Raw genomic sequence first — 19,819 nt, 5'->3', positions numbered from 1 at the left:
ATGGCCATATCGCTCCGATCCATCATGGATTTCCCCATCCCCGAGGCCCGGCAGACGGTGACCGCGCGCGACGCAATCCTCTATGCGCTCACCGTCGGATATGGAACAGAACCACTTGATCGAGCCCATCTGCGGCGGGTTCAGGAAGACGATCTCCGCCCTGTGCCAACTATGGCGAATGTGGTTGCGCATGCAGGCCCCTGGATGAAGGATGCCGGTGTCGACTGGCAGCGCCTTGTTCACTCGGAACACCGCCTGACGATCCACCGGCCCCTTCCGCTTGGTAAGCCGCTACTGTCACGCTCCCGCATGCTCTCCGTCGTGGATCGTGGACCCGAAAAGGGCATGTTCGCGACCTTCGAGCGAACGATCGTTACTGAGCCGGATGAGACACCGATCGCGACCATCGTTCAGACGAATGCCTGTCGTGGCGACGGCGGATGCGGATCGGCGGGAACGCCGCCAGAACCGCTACCGCCCGTTCCCGATCGCACGCCGGATACAGTTTTCGCAATCACGATGCCGGAAAGCGCGGCCCTGCTCTACCGGCTGAACGGCGATCTCAATCCGCTTCATTCCGATCCCGCCTACGCAGCCCGCGCCGGGTTCCCGCGCCCGATCCTGCATGGCCTGTGCACATTCGGCTACGCGGGCTACGCGATCGGGCGGACGTTGGGTACGAACGAAATTGCGGATGTCGGCTTCATCGCCGCCCGCTTCACCGCCGTCGTCTTTCCCGGCGATCGGCTGGAATTCGATATTTGGCAAGAAGGCCAGGACATACGGTTTCGCGCCCGGGTTCCCGCACGCGAGGCTACCGTTCTGGACCATGGAACTGCGAGGTTGGCATGACTGGACCGAAACCCAAACCAGCGGGCGATGCGCCGCACTATCTGCGTATCAAGGAAAAGATCATGGGCTTGATCGCCGAGGGCACGCTCAAGCCGGGCGATCGCGTCTTTTCCGAAAGCGAGCTGGTCTCGTCCTTCGGCGTCAGCCGCATGACCGCCAACCGGGCGCTGCGCGAACTGATGTTCGAAGGTGTGCTGACGCGCTCCGCCGGCCTCGGCACCTTCGTTTCCTCACAGCGTCACGATATCGACCTGCTGCAGATCAAGAACATCGCCGAGGAGATTTCCAGCCGTGGCCATCGCCATACCGCCAAGGTGCTGATTGCCGACCGCATCAAGGCGGACGCCAGCGTCGCCCAGTCGCTCGATCTGGAGCCGGGCATCGAGGTCATGCATACGCTGATCGTGCATCTGGAAGACAATCAGCCGATCCAGGTTGAGGAACGCTATGTCAATCCGGTCGTCGCGCCCGATTATCTCACCAATGATTTCAACGAGATCACCCCGAACGAATATCTGACACGGGTCGCGCCGATCACCGAATTCGAACATTTCGTCGAGGCGATGAAGCCGGATGCCATGGTCAGGAAACTGCTCGGCATGAAGCCCGATCAGCCTTGCCTGCGAGTCTTCCGCCGCACATGGTCCGGCGATGCCGTCGTCACCTGTGCGCTGCTCTCCTATCCCGGCGACAAATACCGGCTGGAAGCCCGCTCCGGCAAGGGACGGGCAAAGCCGCTCGCTCTTCTGGAGGGCAGGCAGGGATGACCTCCGCCGGCAACATCATCTCCTTCACGGGAGCCGCTCCGACGGTGAGCGATATCGCCGCCATCGCGCGGCGGAATGCCCGGGTGACGATTTCCTCCGATGTCGAACATAAGATCCTTGCCGCACGCGCCATCGTCGATCGCTACACAGCATCCGACGTGCCCGTATACGGCTTGACGACGGGGCTCGGCGCGGGCGTCGACACGCGTCTGGCGACCGACGATCTCGTCGCCTTCCAGCTGCGCGTGCCACAGGCACGGGCCGTCGGCGTCGGGGCTCCACTTCCGCGAGACGTCGTGCGTGCGATGATGGCCGTCCGGATCGCCGGAATGGCGGCTGGCGGTTCCGGCGTGTCGCTGCCGGTGTTTTCGGGTCTCGTGGAAGCATTGAATGCCGGGTTCCATCCGGTCGTGCCCTCTCTCGGCTCGATCGGGGCGGCCGACCTTGCGCCGCTGGCACATATGGGAAGAGCGCTTCTGGGCGACGGCGAAGCGGAAATCGGCGGCGCTGTGATGGCAGCCGGCGAGGCGCTGATGACAGCCGGGCTCGAGCCGCTACGGCTTGCGCCGAAGGACGGGCACGCGATTGTCGTCGCCAACAGCCTTTCCGTCGGCAAGGCCTGCCTTTGCCTTGAAGATATCGAGCAGCTGTTCACTTGGTCGCTTGCCGCTATCGCCCTGAATTTCGAGGCATTCCGCGCCAATGTCACGGCCTTCGACGACCGGGCGCTGGCGGCACGGCCGGCCTTCGGCCAGCGCGAGGCGGCCGCACGGCTTCGCGAATTGCTGACCGGAAGCTCCCTGCTGACCGACGGCGCGGCACGGCGGTTGCAGGACCCCTTGAGCTATCGCTGCGCGCCGCAGGTCTCAGGCGCCCTCCTCCACGCCATCGGCGAGGCGCGTCAGATAACGGAAATCGAGATCGCCAGCTCCGGCGACAATCCGGTCGTGCTGATCGACGAGGGCCTGATGCTGTCGCACGGCAATTTCGACATGACAGCCTTCGTGCTGGCATGGGAACGGCTCGGTCAGGCGCTGGCGCATTGCGCTGCGGGGACCGCCTATCGCACGATGAAGATCATGTCGGCCGGTATGTCGGACTTGCCGCGCTTCCTGACGCCGCTCGGCCAGAGCCGCACCGGGTTTGCCACGGTCCAGAAGACCGTCTCAGCGCTCGAAGCGGAAATCCGTCACTTCGCCGCGCCGATCTCGCTCACGCCCATACCGGTGGCTGACGGCGTTGAGGATCAGGCATCGATGGCGCCGAGTGTCCTTGCAAAGACAGAAGCGATCATCGAGCGGCTGCGCTATCTCGTCGCCATCGAACTGATCGCCTCTGCCCAGGCTGTGGAGCTGCGCGGCGTGGAGAACGAACTCGGCACCGGTACGCGGGAGGTTTACCGGCAAATTCGCGAACAGGTGCCGCCGCTCAGCGAGGATCGCGCCCAGGGGCCGGACTTTCAACGCATATCCGAACTCATCCGGAACTCCACCTGACGGGGCCGGAATTGAAAAGACCAAAACTGATTTTGCAGCAATATCAATATTGATCCACCGCATTTAACCAGAGGGGAATGAAGATGAAATTGTCGATCCTGTCCGCCATCGCCGCCGCCGTGATGGTCACCGCCGCCTTCCAGCCCGCTGCGGCAGCGGAGCCCATCAAGGTCGGCAGCAAGAATTTCACCGAGCAATATATTCTCGCTGAGATGTATGCGGCTCTTCTGGAAAAGGCTGGTTTCGAGGTCGAGCGCAAGATCAATCTCGGCGGCACGATGATTGCCCAGCAGGCACTCACGACCGGCGCCATCGACCTCTATCCCGAATATACCGGCACGGCGCTTTCCGCCGTCGTCAAGGGGACGATGTCCACGGATCCGGACAAGGTCTATAGTGAGGTCAAGGACTTCTACACCAAGCAGTTCAACCTCACCTGGCTGAAACCGACGGGCATCAACAATGGCTATGTCATCGTCGTGCGCCAGGAAACGGCCGATGCCGACAAGCTGAAGACGCTGTCCGACCTTGCCAAGGTATCGGGCACGCTGGTCTTCGGCGGCGGCGCAGAATTTCCCGACCGCGCGGACGGTTTGCCTGGCCTGAAGCGCGTCTACAGCGCGGAATTCAAGGAATTCAAGCAGTTCGCCAAGCTCGGCCTGCGCTATGATGCACTGGCTCAAAAGGATATCGACGTCGTCAACGGCGCCGCCACTGACTGGCAGATCGGCGCAAAAGGGCTGGTCGCGCTCGACGACGACAAGGGGCTCTTCCCGCCCTATTACCTCGCCCCCGTCGTCCGCCAGCAGGCACTGGACGCCAATCCGAAGATGAAGGACGTGCTGGAAGCGCTCGGCTCCCATCTCGACAATGCGACGATGCGCGTCCTCAATGCCAAGGTCGAGAACGACCACGAGGAACCCAAGGACGTGGCAGAAGCCTTCCTGAAGGAAAAAGGCCTGCTTCCCTGATCGTCTGGGAGCGCGACGGGCTTTGGGCCTGTCGTGCTCCCTCCGGCACCATCGCCGGCAATTTGCAGCAATCGACGTGACCGCCACCGGCGGCATCCCTGGAGAACGGGAATGCAGGAAATCTGGATCGACTATCTGAACGCCATCGATGCCAAGGCACTGGCGCTGACCAATGACGAAATCCTCGATGCCGTCAGCAAGGCGCTGGATGCACAGGGACGCGGTGAGACGGTGATCGAGCCGCGTGTGCATCTCGTGCCCGAAAGTTCCGACAAGGGGCATTTCAACGTGCTGCGCGGCTATGTGAAATCGCTCGGCTATGCCGGCGTCAAGGTGGTCGGCGATTTCGTCGACAACTACAAACAGGACCTGCCGTCCGAACTGGCGGTGCTTAACCTTTTCGATCCGCATACCGGCGTGCCGAAGGCGATCGTCGACGCCACCGCGATCACCGATATGCGCACCGGCGCGGTCACCGCCATTGGCGCACGCCATCTCGCCCGCAAGGATAGTAAGGTGCTCGGCCATATCGGCGCGCGCGGCACGTCCTACTGGAATGTCCGCCTGCTCGACCATCTCTTCGATTTCGAGGAAATCCGCATCCATTCCCGTCGCCCGGAAAGCCGCGACGCCTTTGCAGCCCGGCTGGAAAAGGACCTCGGCAAGAAGATCATCGTCACGGACAATTGGGAAGACTGCCTGAAGGACGCCGATATCATGGTGGAGGCGAGCCGCCTGCCGGAGCCGACGCCGCTCTTCAAGACCTCCTGGGTCAAGAAGGGCGCCTTCGTCGTTCCCTACGGCACGATGAGCGCGCTGGAATTCGACCTGACCGACATCATGGACAAGGTCGTCGTCGACGATTGGGGTCAGTGCGGCCCCGGCCGGCCCTATGGCGCATTGCGCCGGCATGTGGACGAGGGCAAGGTGACGGCGGAGACGCTGCATGCCGAAATCGGCCAGATCGTTTGCGGCGCCAAGCCCGGCCGCGAAAGCGACGACGAAACCATCCTCTTCTGGCATCGTGGCCTCAGCACGACCGATGTCGCGCTGGGTGCCGCCATGGTCGACAAGGCCAAGCGGATGAATATCGGCCAGCGCCTGCGGTTTGCGTGACCGGCAATGACCAGGACCGCCTCCCCGCCCATAGCCTGCTCGAGAATGTATAATCTCAGCCCGAAGATAACCGGGCTCTGGGACGGCTTTTTTGCGTGGCTCGGTGCGCAATCCGGCGTCAGGCTTGAGGTAATCCCTCATGCTGCTCCCGCACCTCTTTCCACGCTCTGGGAGCGGCCGGATATGGGCGTCGTCTTCATGTGCGGCTTCCCCTTCTCGAAGCTTGCCGCCGAGCAGCGGCCGACACCGCTCGTGGCACCTATCTCGCTCGCGAGCTGGGCCGGCGGGCGGGCGGTCTATGCGAGCCATATCGTCGCCGCCAGGGACTCGGCCTTAAAAAGTGCCGATCTTGCAAAGGCACGATGGGGCTGGACGGTGCGGGATTCGCAGTCCGGCTATAATGCACCGCGAGAATTTCTCGCCACACAACCCCATGCAAAAGAAGTGCGCGACACGGTCGGCCCGCTTCTCAACCCGCGCGGCGTCGTGGAAGCGATCCGCGGCGGGACGATCGATGTCGGGGCAATCGATGCCTATGCCTATCAACTGCTGGAAATGCATGAGCCGGATATGATCGCGCCGCTTCGCATCGTCGCGACGACCAGGCCCGCACCCTTCCCGCTGCTCGTAGCCTCCCGGCAGTTGTCGTCGGACACGATTCTGGCGCTCAAGCATGCGCTTCTTCACGCGCATCGGAGCGAGGAGGGACAAGCCATCCTCGCCTCGCTCGGTCTCTCCGCTTTCGCGGAGCCGGATATGGCGGCGTACGATCGGATGCCGGCAAGAGCGCGGGATACCGACGAAGCCCTGGGAGCGTCATGGTGAAACCACGACAGACCCGCCATCGCTCCAGCAAGGGAGCCCGCCGATGAAGTGGGTTCCGAAGAATATCGATCGGCTGGCCGAAGCCCTGCTGGAACATCTCTACCTGGTGTTTTCATCCGTCGGGATCGCGCTGGTCATCTCGCTGATCGTCGGCATATGGGCGGCGCGCAAGCCCCGCACCTTCAGCGCCATCGTCATCGTGACGGGTGTCCTCTTCGCTGTGCCAAGTCTCGCGCTTTTCGCCCTGCTCATTCCGACCCTCGGCATCGGCGCGGCACCTGCCATCACCGGCCTTGCGGCCTATTCGCTGATGATCCTTATCCGCAATATCGGGCTTGGCTTCCAGGCTATCCCCCGCGACGTGCTCGATGCCGCGCATGGCATGGGATATGGAACCATCCGGCGCATCTGGGAAATCGAGCTGCCACTCGCCATGCCGTTCATCGTTGGCGGCATCCGCATCGCCATGGTCACCGTCATCGGCATTGCCACAGTTGCGGCCTATATCAATGCCGGGGGCCTCGGCGTGATCATCTTCGAGGGCATCGATCAGCGTTTCCCGGAAAAGATCCTCGCCGGCGGCCTGCTCACCTCGGCGCTGGCGCTTTTTACCGACTATCTCTTCGCGGCGATCGAAAAGATGCTGCGCCGTCGCAGCGGGAGGTAGACGAGATGATCCTGATCGACGCCTTCCACTGGATCGCCAGCAATCCCGGCACTTTCTTCAGCGCCTTCAACCGCCATATGCTGATGTGCGTCATCTCGCTCGGTATCGCTCTCGTCATTGCGATACCCCTTGGCTTTCTCGTCGCCAGAATGCCGCGCGCCGCCTTCGTCGCGGTAAACGTCGCCGGCTCGCTACGCTCCATTCCGAGCCTTGCCATCCTCGCGGCCACCATGCCCTTCCTCGGTATCGGGCTGGTACCCTCGGTCATCGCCCTGGTCGTGCTGGCAGTGCCGCCGCTCCTGCTCAATACCATCACCGGCATCCGCGAAATCGACCCTGCCCTTCTCGATGCCGCCAGCGGCATGGGCATGGGACGCCGCGATATCCTCTGGCAGATCGAAGCCCCGCTTTCCGTACCCTCGATCCTTGCCGGCGTGCGCACCAGCGCCATTCAGGTGATCGGCGGCGCGGCCCTTGCCTCCTTCATCGGCGGCGGCGGGCTCGGCGACTTCATCAATGCGGGCATCGCCATCATGAACATGCCGCGCCTGCTCGTCGGCGCGCTGCCGATCGCCCTTCTCGCCATCCTCGCCGAACTCACCTTCGGCTGGCTGGAGCGATTTTTCACTCAAAGACGATGACCGCGGAAGGCCATTGCCATGATACGACTCGACCATGTCACCAAGAACTACGTGGGAAGCGAGCGCCACGCCGTCGACACCCTTGAGCTTGAGATCGAAACAGGCACGACCGTCGCGCTGATCGGCCCCTCTGGCTGCGGCAAGACCACCACCATGCGCATGATCAACCGGCTGGAAACGCCGACGCGGGGCCGCGTGCTGGTCAATGGACGGGATGTGGCGGAGACCGACCAGAAGCAGCTTCGCCGCAGCATCGGCTATGTCATCCAGCAGGTCGGGCTCTTCCCGCACATGACGATCGAGCGCAATGTCGCGACGGTGCCACGCCTGCTCGGCTGGGACAAGGCAAGGATAGACCGCCGCATCGACGAGCTTCTTGATCTGGTCGGACTCGATCCGGCGATTATGCGCCGCCGCCTGCCGCACGAGCTTTCCGGCGGACAGCGGCAGCGGGTCGGCTTTGCCCGGGCGCTCGCCGCCGATCCCGAGATCATGCTGATGGACGAGCCCTTTGGCGCGATCGATCCCATCACCCGCGTGCGGCTGCAGGACGAATTCCGGCAGATCCTGAAAAAAGTCAGCAAGACCGTGGTCATCGTCACCCACGATATCGACGAGGCGATCAAGATGGGCGACCGCATCGCCATCATGCGCGACGGCCGCCTGCTGCAATATGATACGCCGGAAGCGATCCTCGCCCGTCCCGCCAACGACTTCGTGCAAAGCTTCCTCGGACCGGACCGGGCAATCAAGCGGCTGAGCCTGATCGAAGTGGCAAGCGTCATGGCGCCGCCCGCAACTGAGGTTTCCGCTGTCTCCATCGGCCCCAGCGCCAGTCTTCATGACGCCCTGGCGCTGATCCTCGCCGACGATCTGCAGGGGCTCGACGTCAAGGCAGGGAGCGGTGAGAGGGTCGGGTATCTCTCGCGTGAGGCGATGCTTTCCGCGCATCGGTAGGGTGGAGTTTTCAGGGCAACGCAGACTTGCCCTTCGTTAGGACAATTACGCCCCGGGCCGTCTCAGCTCAGCCAGTTTTCAACGTCGCGCGGCCCATAGACGACCGCAACGATAAAGATCCCGTAAGTCATCGGCTCGTAGATGACGACATAACGCCCCTCAATGAGGATTCGCGCCGTGGGACTCAATTCCGGCCGAGGAGACCCCATGAGAGGCTGTCCTGCCGCAAGCTCGGCGTTGTCCAAAATCCGCGTGAGAAGGGCATCCGCTGCCCGTTCATTGTCCGGTGCGATTGTGCGCCATATTTGGCGCAGATCTTCCTCTGTCTTGGGGCTCAGAATGTATTTAGCCACCGCGACGGATTTCCGCCTTCAACTCCGCTAGAAGGGTCTTGGCATCGACCTCACGGCCCTCGCCGCTTGCCATGCCTTCGTCATACGCCCTCTTGAGACGGTTGATTTCCAAGAGACGAATTTCTTCGCGCTGCTCCCATAAACGCAGGGCATCCCGAACCACCTCGCTATTCGAGGCATAGGCTCCGGATTCAACAGCATCGTGCAAACGCGCCACCTGCTGAGAAGAAAGGGATATAGTGAGGGTTCTCATGGGCTCGGTTTTCATCGGCTATTTATAGCAATCCTAACAAGAACTAACAATATCGCATAGTGAGGCCGCACCCTTAGTCTCGACCAAGACAAATCCCCGCCATGCTCAGCACAGCGGGGATCGTCATTATTACTAATCCCTTCCCTAGGCCGGCAGCTGGAAGAACCAGTTGGCAAATAGCACGATGGCAAGGCCGCCGGCGATCGCCAGATAGGGCAGAATGCCTGCCTTCTTGACGCCGAGATCCTGGCCGACCAGGCCGAGATCGTCCATGGCGCCGGCCGGGAACTTGCCGCCGTCTCGCACATAATGCCGATAGGCGAAGACCGGCAGGATCAGGGCTGCGAAGGCGAAGCCGACCCAAAGCGCGTTGGTGTAACCCCAGACCTTGGCGCCGGCGCCGAGGAAGAGGGCGTTGACGAAGGCGAGGATGGTGTTGAGGCCAATCAGCCAGGTCGGCGCCTTCCACGGACGCTCGATATGGCCGGAGTCCATGCGGTGGATCCAGCCGGAGTTGAGGTTCAGGAAGTTGAAGATGATGTAGCCGACATTGGAGACGGCGAGCACGAAGAAGTAGCCGCTCGCATCCGAGGCGATCGCCAGAAGGCAGAGATTGAAGGCGAAGTCCGTCCACATCGCCCTCGTTGGTGCGCCATTCTCGTTCACATGGTCGAGATATTTCGGTAGCCAGCCGTCCTTCGAGCCCTGATAGAGCGTGCGGGACGAACCGGCCATCGCCGTCATGATGGCGAGGAAGAGCGCCAGGATCATCAGGATGACGAGAAGCTGGGTGACGATGCGGCCGGCGCCGATCAGGCCGCCGAGCGCTTCCGCGACACCGGTACCGTCAACGATGCCCGGCGCCAGCATGCCGGCATGACCAAGAACACCCTGGAAGGCGAAGGGCACGAGGAAGAAGAACAGGCAGCAGACGAGGCCGGAATAGAAAATCGCCTTGAACGTGTCGGTCTTCGGATTCTTGAGCTCGCGCGTGTAGCAGACGGCTGTTTCGAAGCCGTAGGTCGACCAGGCCGCGATATAGAGACCGCCGAGGAAGAGCGTCCAGCCGCCATTGCTCCAGGTACCGTCCGAGCCGGCATAGGCGGCTGTCGGCGGCACGAGGCCGGTGACGTTGGAAGCGACGATCTGGCCGCTGACGATCGGATAGAGACCGATGATCAGCAGCGGCACGAGAACGATGATCGCCAGCCATTTCTGGACGCTCGCCGTTTCCGAGATGCCGCGGTGCTGGATCGCGAAGATGATCAGCATCAGGATGCCGCCGATGAAGAAGGTGGCGTTGACGTTGGCAGTCGCAAGGAAGGGAATATTGAAGCTGACGAGCGACCAGCTGCGGATTGCCGGCGTCAGCGCGGCAACACCGTCGGCGCTGAGCAGCGCGGTAACGGCATCCGCCGGTGCGGTGCCGGCATGGGCGGCGATGTATTCGGCAACGCGGGGGCTATCGGCCGCGATGGAGGTGGCATGGGCGGTGATCCAGGCGACAACGGCCTGCGAATCCGCCGCCGGAATCGGGTAGAAAGCGTTCAGAATATAGCCGGCCGCGATGGCGCAGCCGAGAGAGAGTACCGGCGACCAGGCAAACCAGTTGCACCAGACGGAGAGCGGCGCGATAAACTTCGAATAGCGCAGCCATGCGGTCGCGCCATAGACCGAGGCGCCGCCGGACTTGTTGGCGAACATGCCGGCGATTTCCGCGTAGGTGAAGGACTGCAGGAACCCCATGACCATCGAAATGATCCAGACGACGAAGGCGAGCTTGCCCGTCGTGCCGGCGATACCGCCGATGGAGAAAAGAACAAGCGGCGGCACGCCCGCAGCCACCCAGAACGCGCCCTTCCAGTCGAGCGCGCGTATAAGCTTACCTTCGGTGCCAGCGGGAGCGCTGGCGTCCACAATATCCGTCATCGGTGCAGTTCCCCATTTATTGTTCCGGACGTATCTGTCGTACGTCTCCCTGAACGTGCCTCCCATGGCATTTCAGGCCCGCCGGTGGTTTTGAAGATCCGTGTTTCCTGCACGGATTTCCGAGTCTAGGCCCTTTATAGATAGTGAAGATATTTTCTTTTTAGTCAATATCCCTTTACTTTCGGAGGGCATTTTGTCAGCATGATTCCAGTGCCGGAAGGCACATCATTCCCCGAGAGGGCTGCATGCGAGATCTCCATCCGACAGTTGCCGGAGTGCGGCCCGTTTCGGCCAGTATCATCCACTATCCCGGCATTCCGGCGCTACCGCCGAATACCGAGCGCTACCGCTGCAGGGGCGGCGGATCGCTGGTCGTGCGCGTCGAGCCTGGAGACCATGTCACAATGACCGACAGCGAGGGCGGACAGGCCTGCGAGCTATCCTTCCTGGACGAGAAAGGCCGCTTTCAATCGGCGGGCCTCGGCGTGGCATTCACCGGCAATGCCGACGGCCTTAAATCCATTCTGTCCTCCGAGGAGCAAAGCGCGCAGCGCACGCGCGCGGCCTTGCAGCGGCGCGGTGCCGATCTCGCCAAGGCCGGCGCTGTCAGCCTCTTTGGAGAGACCTCGGCGCCCGGCAGCACGGCTGAACTCACGATCGCGCTGAAAGGCCTGCTGATCGTCGCGGCCCCGGGCGACGCCATGTCGCCGGAGGCGCAAGCGACGGTGACGCCGATCAAGATCAGTATCCGGCGCAGTCAACTTATTCGCGATTATGCCTCCGCCCTGCCGGAGCCCTTGGCCGACCCGATCGAGGATGTCCGTATCAGGGCTGGCGCCGCCTCCGCCTATTTCGTCCGCGCCGGCGAATTCATCCAGATCATCGATGTCTATGGCCGGCAATGCACCGACTTCCAGGCATTTGCCGCCCGCAAGGTGGACAAGGGGCTTGATCTCGCGCTCGATTCCACCGTCACCCGTACCCTGCTTGGCCGCAGCTATCCTGCCCCTGGCCTGCCGTCGAAAGCCTTCGACCGCGATTTCGAGCCGCTGGTGGAGGTCGTGCAGGACACGGTCGGCCGCCACGACGCCTTCGCGACCGCCTGCAATTCGCGCTATTACGACGACATGGGCTACCCCGGCCATGTGAATTGCACCGACAATTTCAACGCGGCGCTGGCGCCATACGGCATTGCCGGTCGCAAAGGCTGGGAAGCACTCAACTATTTCTACAACACCAATATCGACCACAATAATCAACTCTACCTCGACGAACCCTGGTCGCGACCGGGCGACTATGTGTTGATGCGGGCGCTGACCGATCTCGTCTGCGTCTCCTCCTCTTGCCCCGACGATATCGACGCGGCAAATGGCTGGGATCCGACGGATATCCACGTCCGCACCTTTTCCGGAAAAGAGAAATTCACACGAGCGGTAGCCTATCGCATGACCCCAGACGCCGACGCCGAACTGACGCGCGAAACCGCGTTTCACCCCCGCCTCTCTGCCCTCACGCGGGACTACACCGAATATCGCGGCTTTTGGCTGCCGAACCGCTTTTCCTCGGAGGGGCCGGTTGAGGAATATTGGGCCTGCCGAGAAAGGGCAGTCGTCATCGACCTCTCGCCGCTTCGCAAGTTCGAGGTGACGGGACCGGATGCCGAGGAATTGCTGCAATATTGCCTGACGCGCGACGTCCGTAAGCTGTCGACCGGCCAGGTCGTCTATTCCGCCATGTGCTACGAAAACGGCGGGATGATCGACGACGGCACGCTTTTCCGCCTCGGGGACAAGAACTTCCGCTGGATCGGCGGCGATGATTACAGCGGCATCTGGCTGCGCGAACAGGCGGAGAAGAAGGGCTTCAAGGCCTGGGTCCGCTCCTCGACCGACCAGATGCACAATATCGCCCTCCAGGGCCCGAAAAGCCGCGATATCCTGAAGGAGATCATCTGGACCGCGCCGCGCCAGCCGACGATCGGCGAGCTCGAATGGTTCCGCTTCGCCGTCGGCCGCATCGGCGGTTTCGAAGGCGCGCCCGTCGTCGTCTCGCGCACGGGCTATACCGGCGAACTCGGCTACGAGATCTTCTGTCATCCGAAGGATGCCCTCACCGTCTTCGACGCCGTCTGGAAGGCCGGGGAGCCCTATGGGCTAAAGCCGATGGGGCTGGAAGCGCTCGATATGGTCCGCATCGAGGCCGGCCTGATCTTTGCTCATCACGAGTTCACCGACCAGACCGATCCCTTCGAGGCCGGCATCGGCTTCACCGTACCGCTGAAATCCAAGCAGGATGATTTCATCGGTCGCGAGGCGCTGATCCGTCGCAAGGAAAACCCGCGCCATCTGATGGTCGGGCTCGACGTCCAGGCCAATGAAGCGGTCAGTCACGGCGACTGCGTCCATATCGGCCGCGCGCAGGTCGGCGTCGTCACCAGCGCCACGCGCTCACCGATCCTTGGCAAGACGATCGCGCTCGCCCGTATCGACGTTCAACATGCGGGCATCGGCACCGAGGTAGAAATTGGCAAGCTCGATGGCCACCAGAAGCGTTTGCCGGCCGTCATCGTGCCGCTATCGCACTACGATCCGCAAAAGACGCGGCCACGTTCGTAAGTTATTACTTACTCCGTCTTGCGCTGCGCATTTGAGATTGCTCGCGCCGCCTCTTCCGAGGAGTTGGCGAGCGTGCGCATTTCCGCCGCTAGCACCGCGAAACCCGACCCCGCCGTTCCGGCTCTCGCAGCCTCGATGCCGGCATTGACGGCGAGCAGTTTCAGGTAGCGCAGCGACTGCAATATCTCGCCGGTCTTCGACGCCGTCACCCGCATGTCGGCGGTCTGCTCGTCGATGCGTTGATAGAGCGACTCGATATTGATGATGCTGCCTTCGAGATAAAGCAGTTCACCCGCCTTATCCCATACGCCGCCACCGGTCTCCGTCACCCAGATGAAATGACCTTCGTTGTGGCGAATGCGATATTCCATCGTCCAGTCGGTGCGGCTTTCCAGCGCCCTGCCGACAACCTCGTCCATGACCGGCACGTCGTCTTCGCACATGATGGAGGTGAATGTGCGTGTCCGGTTACCGATAATCTCGTCCGCGGGATAGCCGAAGACGCGTTCGATGCCGTTGGTCATCTCCAGCATCGTATAATTTTCATCCGCGCGGCAGCGATAGAGAAAGCCGTTCATGCGGCCGAGAATGCTTGTTTGGAAATCCATAAAGACCATGCCCGAAGAAAAAGGAGTTGCGGATCAAATTGCTTCGTCTCATCTCAAACATGCCGGCAAGGGCCGCGATGAGCAGCCCTTGCCGGTTACGCAACGCTTGGGAGGGCATCAATTGCGCAGATATTCCTCCATGGAATCGTCAAGCGCCTTGACCCAGGGCGTATGATGCGTCGGCGACATGTTGCCGGTCATCAGCGAGCGATAGGCATGGTCGCGGAAACCCATAACGTTCTCGGCTTTATGGTGTTCCCATTCCATGAAGGTCTTGTTCGTGCCTTCAATGTCGAAGCTCGGATAGTCGGTTTCAGCAAGCAGCTCCTTCACATAGTCGCCCTGATACCAGATCATCTGCTCGGCATCCTCAAGCGTCTCCTCGCGGGCGCGCCACATGTCGAAATTTGCCTTCAGCTCCTCTTCCGAAGGCAACTTGATGCGGCCCATGATGACGTCGCGCGCCCACCAGGCCTGCACGTCGAACATGTTGAAGGTGTAGAACTGGTCCTGCATGCCGATGTAGAAAAGCTGCGGGTTCGTGTCGAAGACCACCCCCTTGTAAAGGTGATCGGCCCAGAGGCGGTTGGCGGTCTTCAGGCGCAGTTCGTCGGGCAGGAAGGGGAAATGGTGCTGGTACCCGGTACACAGGATCAGCGCGTCAACATCCTTTTTCGATCCATCGATGAAGTGCGCCGTCTTGTTTTCAAGCTTGGTCAGCAGCGGTCGTTCCTCGAAATTGCTAGGCCATTTGAAGCCCATCGGCTTCGAGCGGTAGCTCGTCGTCACCGATTTCGCGCCGTACTTCCAGCATTGCGAGCCGATATCCTCGGCCGAATAGCTGCGGCCGACGATCAGCACGTTCTTGTCCTTGAATTCCAGCGCATCGCGGAAGTCATGGGCGTGGAGCACACGGCCGTTGAAGGTCTTCACGCCCTCGAAATAGGGCACATTCGGCGTCGAGAAGTGACCGTTGGCGACGACGACATAGTCGAATTCCTCGTCATACATCCGGTCCTCGACACGATCATGTGCCGTCACCGTGAACTTCTTCGTCTCCTCGTCGAAGCGTACCATGCGAACCGGCGTGCTGAAGCGCGCCCATTTGCGAACATCGGCCTTCTCGACGCGACCCTTGATATAGTCCCAGAGCACGGCGCGCGGCGGATAGGAGGCGATCGGCTTGCCGAAATGCTCCTCGAACGTATAGTCGGCAAATTCCAGGCATTCCTTCGGGCCGTTCGACCAAAGATAGCGATACATGCTGCCGTGGACCGGCTCGCCATATTCGTCGAGGCCGGTGCGCCAGGTGTAATTCCAAAGCCCGCCCCAATCGGACTGCTTTTCGTAGCAGACGACCTCCGGGATCTCGGCGCCCTTCTGGGCCGCCGACTGGAAGGCCCGCAACTGGGCCAAGCCGGAAGGACCGGCGCCGATGACGGCAACTCTTGTCATGAAGCATTCCCCTTTCGATTGTATCGAACTTTTATCGTATGCGGTCGTTTGGCGCGCCGTTGGCGTCAATCCGGGAAGGTGCCGGGGCTGGTCGGCGCCCCATCGTCGTATTTCGAAAGCCAGTCGATTGTCATCTCGCGAAACCGCGTCAGGCCCTTGTAGTCGATGAGCTCCGGCGGCAGCGTGCGCAGTACGCGCGGGAAGCGCCGCGCCCATTTCGGTACGGTCACCAGCTCGTCCATGTTCATCAGATAGCAGCGGATGACGAAGAGGATGGCGTTCGAGCGCGGCAGTCGCCAGAGGCTCTGCAATTCCACGCGCAGATGCACCTTCTCGCCGATATTCTGCGGCGTCACCGTCAAGCGGTCCGGCCCCCATTTCGGATAGTTCTCCGGGCTGGTGTCAAGGCGCGGATTGATCGTCATCGTCCAGTTGAAACGGCGCGTCGGCTTGCCCTGCTGCAGGTTCAACAGGAACTTCAGCGCACGGTCGAAGACCCCGATCTGGTGGGCGAGCGGCACCGGCCCGTGCCATTCCATGAAATTCATGCCGATGTCGAAATCGAGCGACCAATCGGCCTGCGTCGTGACCATGCCGGCATCCATCCAGAGATTGCTATCGCGCTGATCAACGATGCAGAAATCGCCCTGGGCCTGACGGGTAATGTATTCGAACGGCTCATAGGGCAGCGTCGATGCGTCGCCAAAGGTGAAGCTATCGTCGATGCCGAGCGGCCGGTTGATCCAGCGCCATTGATCACCGTTCTTGATCAGCGTGAAATGTTCGGGATAACCGGCCGCCTGTTCCTCCATCAACAGTTCCAGCGTATCCCATTGCGCCGACATCATGTGCGGCAGCGCCTGGTAACGCAGCGGATCTTCCTTTAGCACCAGCGCCCGGTCGTGCATCTCGGCGACATAATGCTCGTCGACGTCGATCAGGCTTTCATAAATCGTGCCCGCCTGCCCTTTCACATGCGGTTCCATGTTGACGGAATACATGTACTCGTCGCGATCGAATGGGAACGGAAAGCGCCGGATGTTCTCCGGACTGTTGCGATAGCTGAAATCGTCCCGGAACGTTTCCTGCTTGAAGGCGATTGCCATGTCCGTTCTCCTGGGTTCGGCCCGATGCCTAGAGGTCGAGATGCAGCGTGTTTCCCTCGAAGCGGGAGACGCAGATCATCACCTTGCGGCCGGAAGCTTTTTCTTCATCGGTCAGATAGACGTCGTGGTGCAGAAGCTTGCCCTCGCAGACGGCAACCGCCGTCTCGCACTGACCGCAGGCGCCGCCGCGACAGAGGAAGGGCGCGTCGACGCCGGCTGCCTCGACCGCTTCCAATATGCTCTCGTGATGGCCGACATGCACGGTCTTGCCGGAGCGCGTCAGCTCGATCACGAAGGGCTTACCGGGTTGCGAGGACAGGAAGCGTTCGGAGTGCAGGTTTTGCTCCGGCCAGCCGGCCTCAAGCCCTGCTTTCAGCACCCCGTCGATCATGCCCGAGGGGCCGCAGACATAGAGATGTGTGCCAAGTGGCTGGCTGTCGAGCAGGCGGGCGAGCGGAATGTAGTTTTTTTCCGCATCACAATAGATTTTCACCCGATGCGGGCCGTAGCGCGCGACGAGATCCTTGCAGTAGGCGCCGCGATCGAGCGAGCGCACCGCATAATGTAGCTCGAAATTGGCGCCCTCGCGGGAAAACTGCTCCATCATGGCGATGAAGGGCGTGATGCCGATGCCGCCGGCGATCAGCAGATGCTTGCGGCCGCGCCAGTCCGGCTGGAAGAGGTTGACCGGATAGCTGACCTTCAGCTCGTCGCCTTCGCTCACCTTCTCATGCATGAAGGTGGAGCCACCGCGCGAATCCTCGACATGCAGCACGCTGACTTCATAGCCCGAGCAATCATGCGGCGGCGACATCAGCGAATAGGCGTTGCGCCTGATATGGCCATCATCATTCATCGAGACGATGACATGGGCGCCACCGGAGAAATAAGGCATCGGCTTGCCATCGAGGCGTTCGAAGCGGAAGCGCTTGATGCGATGGGCGACGGGTGTCACCTTTGCCACGCGGACGGGAATTTCAGTACCACCGCTCACAGGAACAACTCCTCTGGATCGGGCCCGCTGCCCGGTTCTTCCGCATCGATGTTGACGCCCTGGAAAGCGCCGAGGCGACGCGAATAGTGATCGCGCACCAAGAGTGGAAGTCCGCAATGGCTGCAGGCAAAGGGGCTATGGGTGACATCCTCGGTGATGCCCTTGCAATGGACGCATTGCACGCGGCGCGCCAGCGAACCGCGATGTTCCGTGATGATCGAGGCATGATCCATGCCATAATCGAGCGCCACCATCATCGCCTGGCCGATGAAGCCTTCGGTGCCGGCGATATAAAGCCGCGTACCCATATGGGCTGTCGCAAGCGATCCTTTCAGGCGAAAGAGCAGCGTCGCGATGGTCGGCGCCGTGAAAAACATGTCAGGGCCAAGCCGGCGCAAGGTCTCGTCATAACCCTTGCCCTGCGAGCCGCGAGCGACATAGAGAATCTCGCTGCGCGACAGGACAGTATCGTCAAGTGCGGATTTCTGGTCGAGGAGAGCATTGCCCCCCTCGCCTTCGAGCGCAAAGATGTGCCGCCGGGCCTGCGGCTGGATCGAGAGGCCTTTATAGACCGGCCGGCTCTTGATGCCTTCGACGAGCATAGGCGCGCCTCCTCAACCCACGGCCGTCCTCTTCTTCTTTTCCGGATCGTCGAAGGGCAGCGTGTGGGCAATCGCGCTCGCCATGAGCGTCTTGCCGCGCACCTCGAGCTTCGTGCCCTGCACAGCCTTGTCGACATCGAGGCGGGCGATCGCCATGGATTTTTTTGTCAGCGCCGAGTAGCACGGGCAGGTGATGACGCCGACTTTTTTGCTGTCGGCAAAGACCTCGTCGCCGAGATCGGCCGGGCCGTCGGCATCGATCAGCATGCCGAAGATCTTGAAGCGTTCCTTGCCCTTGAGGCGGGCATGTTCCTCGGCACCCCGGAAGCCGGTCTTGCCGGGGCTGACGGTGAAATCGAGGCCGAGTTCCCAGAGGCTGTCGCCGGGCGGCTGGTCAGCGAAGGGATACATCTGCGAATTGTCGTAGGGGTAGAAGAGCAGGTAGCTTTCGACGCGCAGCATATCGAGGACACTGAAGCAGCAGGGGATAATCCCCATCTCCTTGCCTTCCGCGACGATGCGGTCCCAGACCATCGGGGCATCCTGGCCGCGCACGAAAATCTCGTAACCGCGCTCGCCGGTATAGCCGGTGCGCGAGATCATCACCGGAGCACCGAACAGCGTCGTCTGCATATGATGGAAGTATTTGAGATCGCGGATACCGGGCACATATTTGGCAAGATAATCGACAGCGACCGGCCCCTGCAGCGACAGGTCATGCAGGTCGTCATCGAAGAGGACGGCGCAGTTGCGGCCCGCCGCCTGCTTGACGAGTTCCTCGTGGCCGGAGCCGGAGCCGTGAACCAGCATCCAGGAATTCGGGCCGGTGCGGTAGACGATGCAGTCGTCGGTAAAATAACCACGATCGTTCAGCATCGCGGCATAGACCGAGCGGCCGGGATAGATCTTCGACATGTCACGGGTGGTGATGGAGTCGAGGATGGCGATGGCGTGCGGGCCGACCAGATGTACCTTCTTCAGGCCGGAAACATCCATGATACCGGCCTTGGTGCGGATGGCGACATGCTCATCCGACATGTCCTTCTCATAGGTCCAGGCGGTTCCCATGCCGCTCCAGTCCTCGAGTTTCGACCCCAGGGCGCGATGCCGGTCCGCCAAGGCGGAGAAACGCCAAGATAAAGCCATTTCCGTTCCCTCATTTTCTTCTATGGAATATTTATTTCCTGACTATATTCGTCTTTCGCTCCGTGGCAAGCCGATCCTCAAGTTTTTTGTCGGCCTATGCGGCGACATTCACATTCAGAATTTCGGCGCACTCTTGCCGGCCGCCCGATGAGCGGCAATGACGGTATTGGCCATCAGCATGGCGATGGTCATCGGCCCGACACCACCGGGAACCGGTGTGATCACGGCGGCAACGTCAGACGCTTCGGCAAAGGCGACATCGCCGACCAGACGGGTCCGGCCCTCGCCGCGCTCAGGGGCGGCAATCCGGTTGATGCCGACATCGATCACCGTCGCGCCCGGCTTGATCCAGTCCGCCTTGACCATCTCAGGACGGCCGACCGCCGCCACCAGAATATCGGCGGTGCGAGCGACCATGGCCAAGTCCTTGGTGCGGGAGTGTGCCGTCGTCACCGTCGCATTGGCG

At 61.5% G+C, this 19,819-nt stretch carries 19 protein-coding genes and 1 pseudogene; 10 read left to right on the top strand and 10 right to left on the bottom strand.

The annotated features are described in order from the left end of the window. From EX00_RS24490 to EX00_RS24450, 9 genes are all read left to right on the top strand, one after another. Positions 1 to 852: a MaoC family dehydratase gene (locus EX00_RS24490; protein WP_047463936.1), complete on the top strand. Its 852-nt coding sequence runs from the start codon at positions 1 to 3 to the stop codon at positions 850 to 852. Then, entirely contained in the window at positions 849 to 1,619 is a 771-nt protein-coding gene (gene hutC, locus EX00_RS24485; RefSeq protein ID WP_047463934.1) for a histidine utilization repressor, read from the top strand. The genes EX00_RS24490 and hutC overlap by 4 nt, the downstream gene beginning before the upstream one ends. Further along, positions 1,616 to 3,115, top strand: a complete 1,500-nt coding sequence (locus tag EX00_RS24480; protein ID WP_047463932.1) for an HAL/PAL/TAL family ammonia-lyase — start codon at positions 1,616 to 1,618, stop codon at positions 3,113 to 3,115. The genes hutC and EX00_RS24480 overlap by 4 nt, the downstream gene beginning before the upstream one ends. An 83-nt stretch (positions 3,116 to 3,198) precedes the next feature. Next, a complete protein-coding gene (locus tag EX00_RS24475) occupies positions 3,199 to 4,086 on the top strand; it encodes a glycine betaine ABC transporter substrate-binding protein (RefSeq protein WP_047463930.1) in 888 nt (295 codons plus the stop codon). A gap of 111 nt (positions 4,087 to 4,197) precedes the next feature. Further along, positions 4,198 to 5,202 carry an ornithine cyclodeaminase family protein gene (locus tag EX00_RS24470; protein ID WP_047463928.1) on the top strand — a complete coding sequence of 335 codons (1,005 nt, stop codon included), beginning with the start codon at positions 4,198 to 4,200 and terminating at the stop codon, positions 5,200 to 5,202. Between the two features lie 45 nt (positions 5,203 to 5,247). Then, on the top strand, positions 5,248 to 6,027 hold the full coding sequence (locus tag EX00_RS24465; RefSeq protein WP_047463926.1) for a phosphate/phosphite/phosphonate ABC transporter substrate-binding protein: 780 nt from the start codon (positions 5,248 to 5,250) through the stop codon (positions 6,025 to 6,027). A 43-nt stretch (positions 6,028 to 6,070) separates the two neighbouring features. Next, entirely contained in the window at positions 6,071 to 6,694 is a 624-nt protein-coding gene (locus tag EX00_RS24460) for an ABC transporter permease (protein ID WP_047463924.1), read from the top strand. A 5-nt stretch (positions 6,695 to 6,699) separates the two neighbouring features. After that, entirely contained in the window at positions 6,700 to 7,335 is a 636-nt protein-coding gene (locus tag EX00_RS24455; RefSeq protein ID WP_047463922.1) for an ABC transporter permease, read from the top strand. A gap of 18 nt (positions 7,336 to 7,353) precedes the next feature. Then, a complete protein-coding gene (locus EX00_RS24450; protein WP_047463920.1) occupies positions 7,354 to 8,292 on the top strand; it encodes an ABC transporter ATP-binding protein in 939 nt (312 codons plus the stop codon). A 62-nt stretch (positions 8,293 to 8,354) separates the two neighbouring features. Here EX00_RS24450 and EX00_RS24445 read toward each other — a convergent pair whose 3' ends face one another. The 3 genes from EX00_RS24445 to EX00_RS24435 all read right to left on the bottom strand — a co-directional run bounded on the left by EX00_RS24445 (position 8,355) and on the right by EX00_RS24435 (position 10,827). Further along, positions 8,355 to 8,645 carry a type II toxin-antitoxin system RelE/ParE family toxin gene (locus EX00_RS24445; protein ID WP_047463918.1) on the bottom strand — a complete coding sequence of 97 codons (291 nt, stop codon included), beginning with the start codon at positions 8,643 to 8,645 and terminating at the stop codon, positions 8,355 to 8,357. After that, on the bottom strand, positions 8,638 to 8,898 hold the full coding sequence (locus EX00_RS24440; RefSeq protein WP_202903763.1) for a type II toxin-antitoxin system ParD family antitoxin: 261 nt from the start codon (positions 8,896 to 8,898) through the stop codon (positions 8,638 to 8,640). The genes EX00_RS24445 and EX00_RS24440 overlap by 8 nt, the downstream gene beginning before the upstream one ends. A 144-nt stretch (positions 8,899 to 9,042) precedes the next feature. Then, entirely contained in the window at positions 9,043 to 10,827 is a 1,785-nt protein-coding gene (locus EX00_RS24435) for a trimethylamine N-oxide permease (RefSeq protein ID WP_047463915.1), read from the bottom strand. A 245-nt stretch (positions 10,828 to 11,072) separates the two neighbouring features. On the opposite strand from EX00_RS24435, the gene EX00_RS24430 reads away from it, so the two are divergent. After that, positions 11,073 to 13,442, top strand: a complete 2,370-nt coding sequence (locus tag EX00_RS24430) for a trimethylamine N-oxide demethylase (RefSeq protein ID WP_047463913.1) — start codon at positions 11,073 to 11,075, stop codon at positions 13,440 to 13,442. Positions 13,443 to 13,450: 8 nt separating this feature from the next. On the opposite strand, the gene EX00_RS32235 is transcribed toward EX00_RS24430, so the two are convergent. The 7 genes and pseudogenes from EX00_RS32235 to EX00_RS24395 form a co-directional block, all read right to left on the bottom strand. Further along, positions 13,451 to 14,050, bottom strand: a complete 600-nt coding sequence (locus tag EX00_RS32235) for a methyl-accepting chemotaxis protein (protein WP_047464471.1) — start codon at positions 14,048 to 14,050, stop codon at positions 13,451 to 13,453. 117 nt (positions 14,051 to 14,167) lie between these two features. After that, positions 14,168 to 15,505 carry an NAD(P)-binding domain-containing protein gene (locus tag EX00_RS24420; protein WP_047463912.1) on the bottom strand — a complete coding sequence of 446 codons (1,338 nt, stop codon included), beginning with the start codon at positions 15,503 to 15,505 and terminating at the stop codon, positions 14,168 to 14,170. A gap of 65 nt (positions 15,506 to 15,570) precedes the next feature. After that, positions 15,571 to 16,611 (bottom strand): heme-dependent oxidative N-demethylase family protein, encoded by a 1,041-nt coding sequence (locus EX00_RS24415; RefSeq protein ID WP_047463910.1) that lies wholly within the window; start codon positions 16,609 to 16,611, stop codon positions 15,571 to 15,573. A 28-nt stretch (positions 16,612 to 16,639) separates the two neighbouring features. Continuing rightward, positions 16,640 to 17,605 carry a PDR/VanB family oxidoreductase gene (locus tag EX00_RS24410; protein WP_047463908.1) on the bottom strand — a complete coding sequence of 322 codons (966 nt, stop codon included), beginning with the start codon at positions 17,603 to 17,605 and terminating at the stop codon, positions 16,640 to 16,642. Beyond that, entirely contained in the window at positions 17,602 to 18,207 is a 606-nt protein-coding gene (locus tag EX00_RS24405; protein WP_047463906.1) for a dimethylamine monooxygenase subunit DmmA family protein, read from the bottom strand. The genes EX00_RS24410 and EX00_RS24405 overlap by 4 nt, the downstream gene beginning before the upstream one ends. A 12-nt stretch (positions 18,208 to 18,219) precedes the next feature. Further along, a complete protein-coding gene (locus EX00_RS24400) occupies positions 18,220 to 19,353 on the bottom strand; it encodes an aminomethyl transferase family protein (protein ID WP_047463904.1) in 1,134 nt (377 codons plus the stop codon). Between the two features lie 114 nt (positions 19,354 to 19,467). After that, a pseudogene (locus tag EX00_RS24395) lies at positions 19,468 to 19,819 on the bottom strand (bifunctional methylenetetrahydrofolate dehydrogenase/methenyltetrahydrofolate cyclohydrolase); the annotation flags it as partial.

This window comes from Martinezella rhizogenes (genome assembly GCF_000799715.1).
Taxonomy (GTDB): domain Bacteria; phylum Pseudomonadota; class Alphaproteobacteria; order Rhizobiales; family Rhizobiaceae; genus Rhizobium; species Rhizobium rhizogenes_C.
The sequence above is the reverse complement of the archived record's forward strand: the minus strand, read 5'-3'. Positions and strand labels throughout refer to the sequence as shown.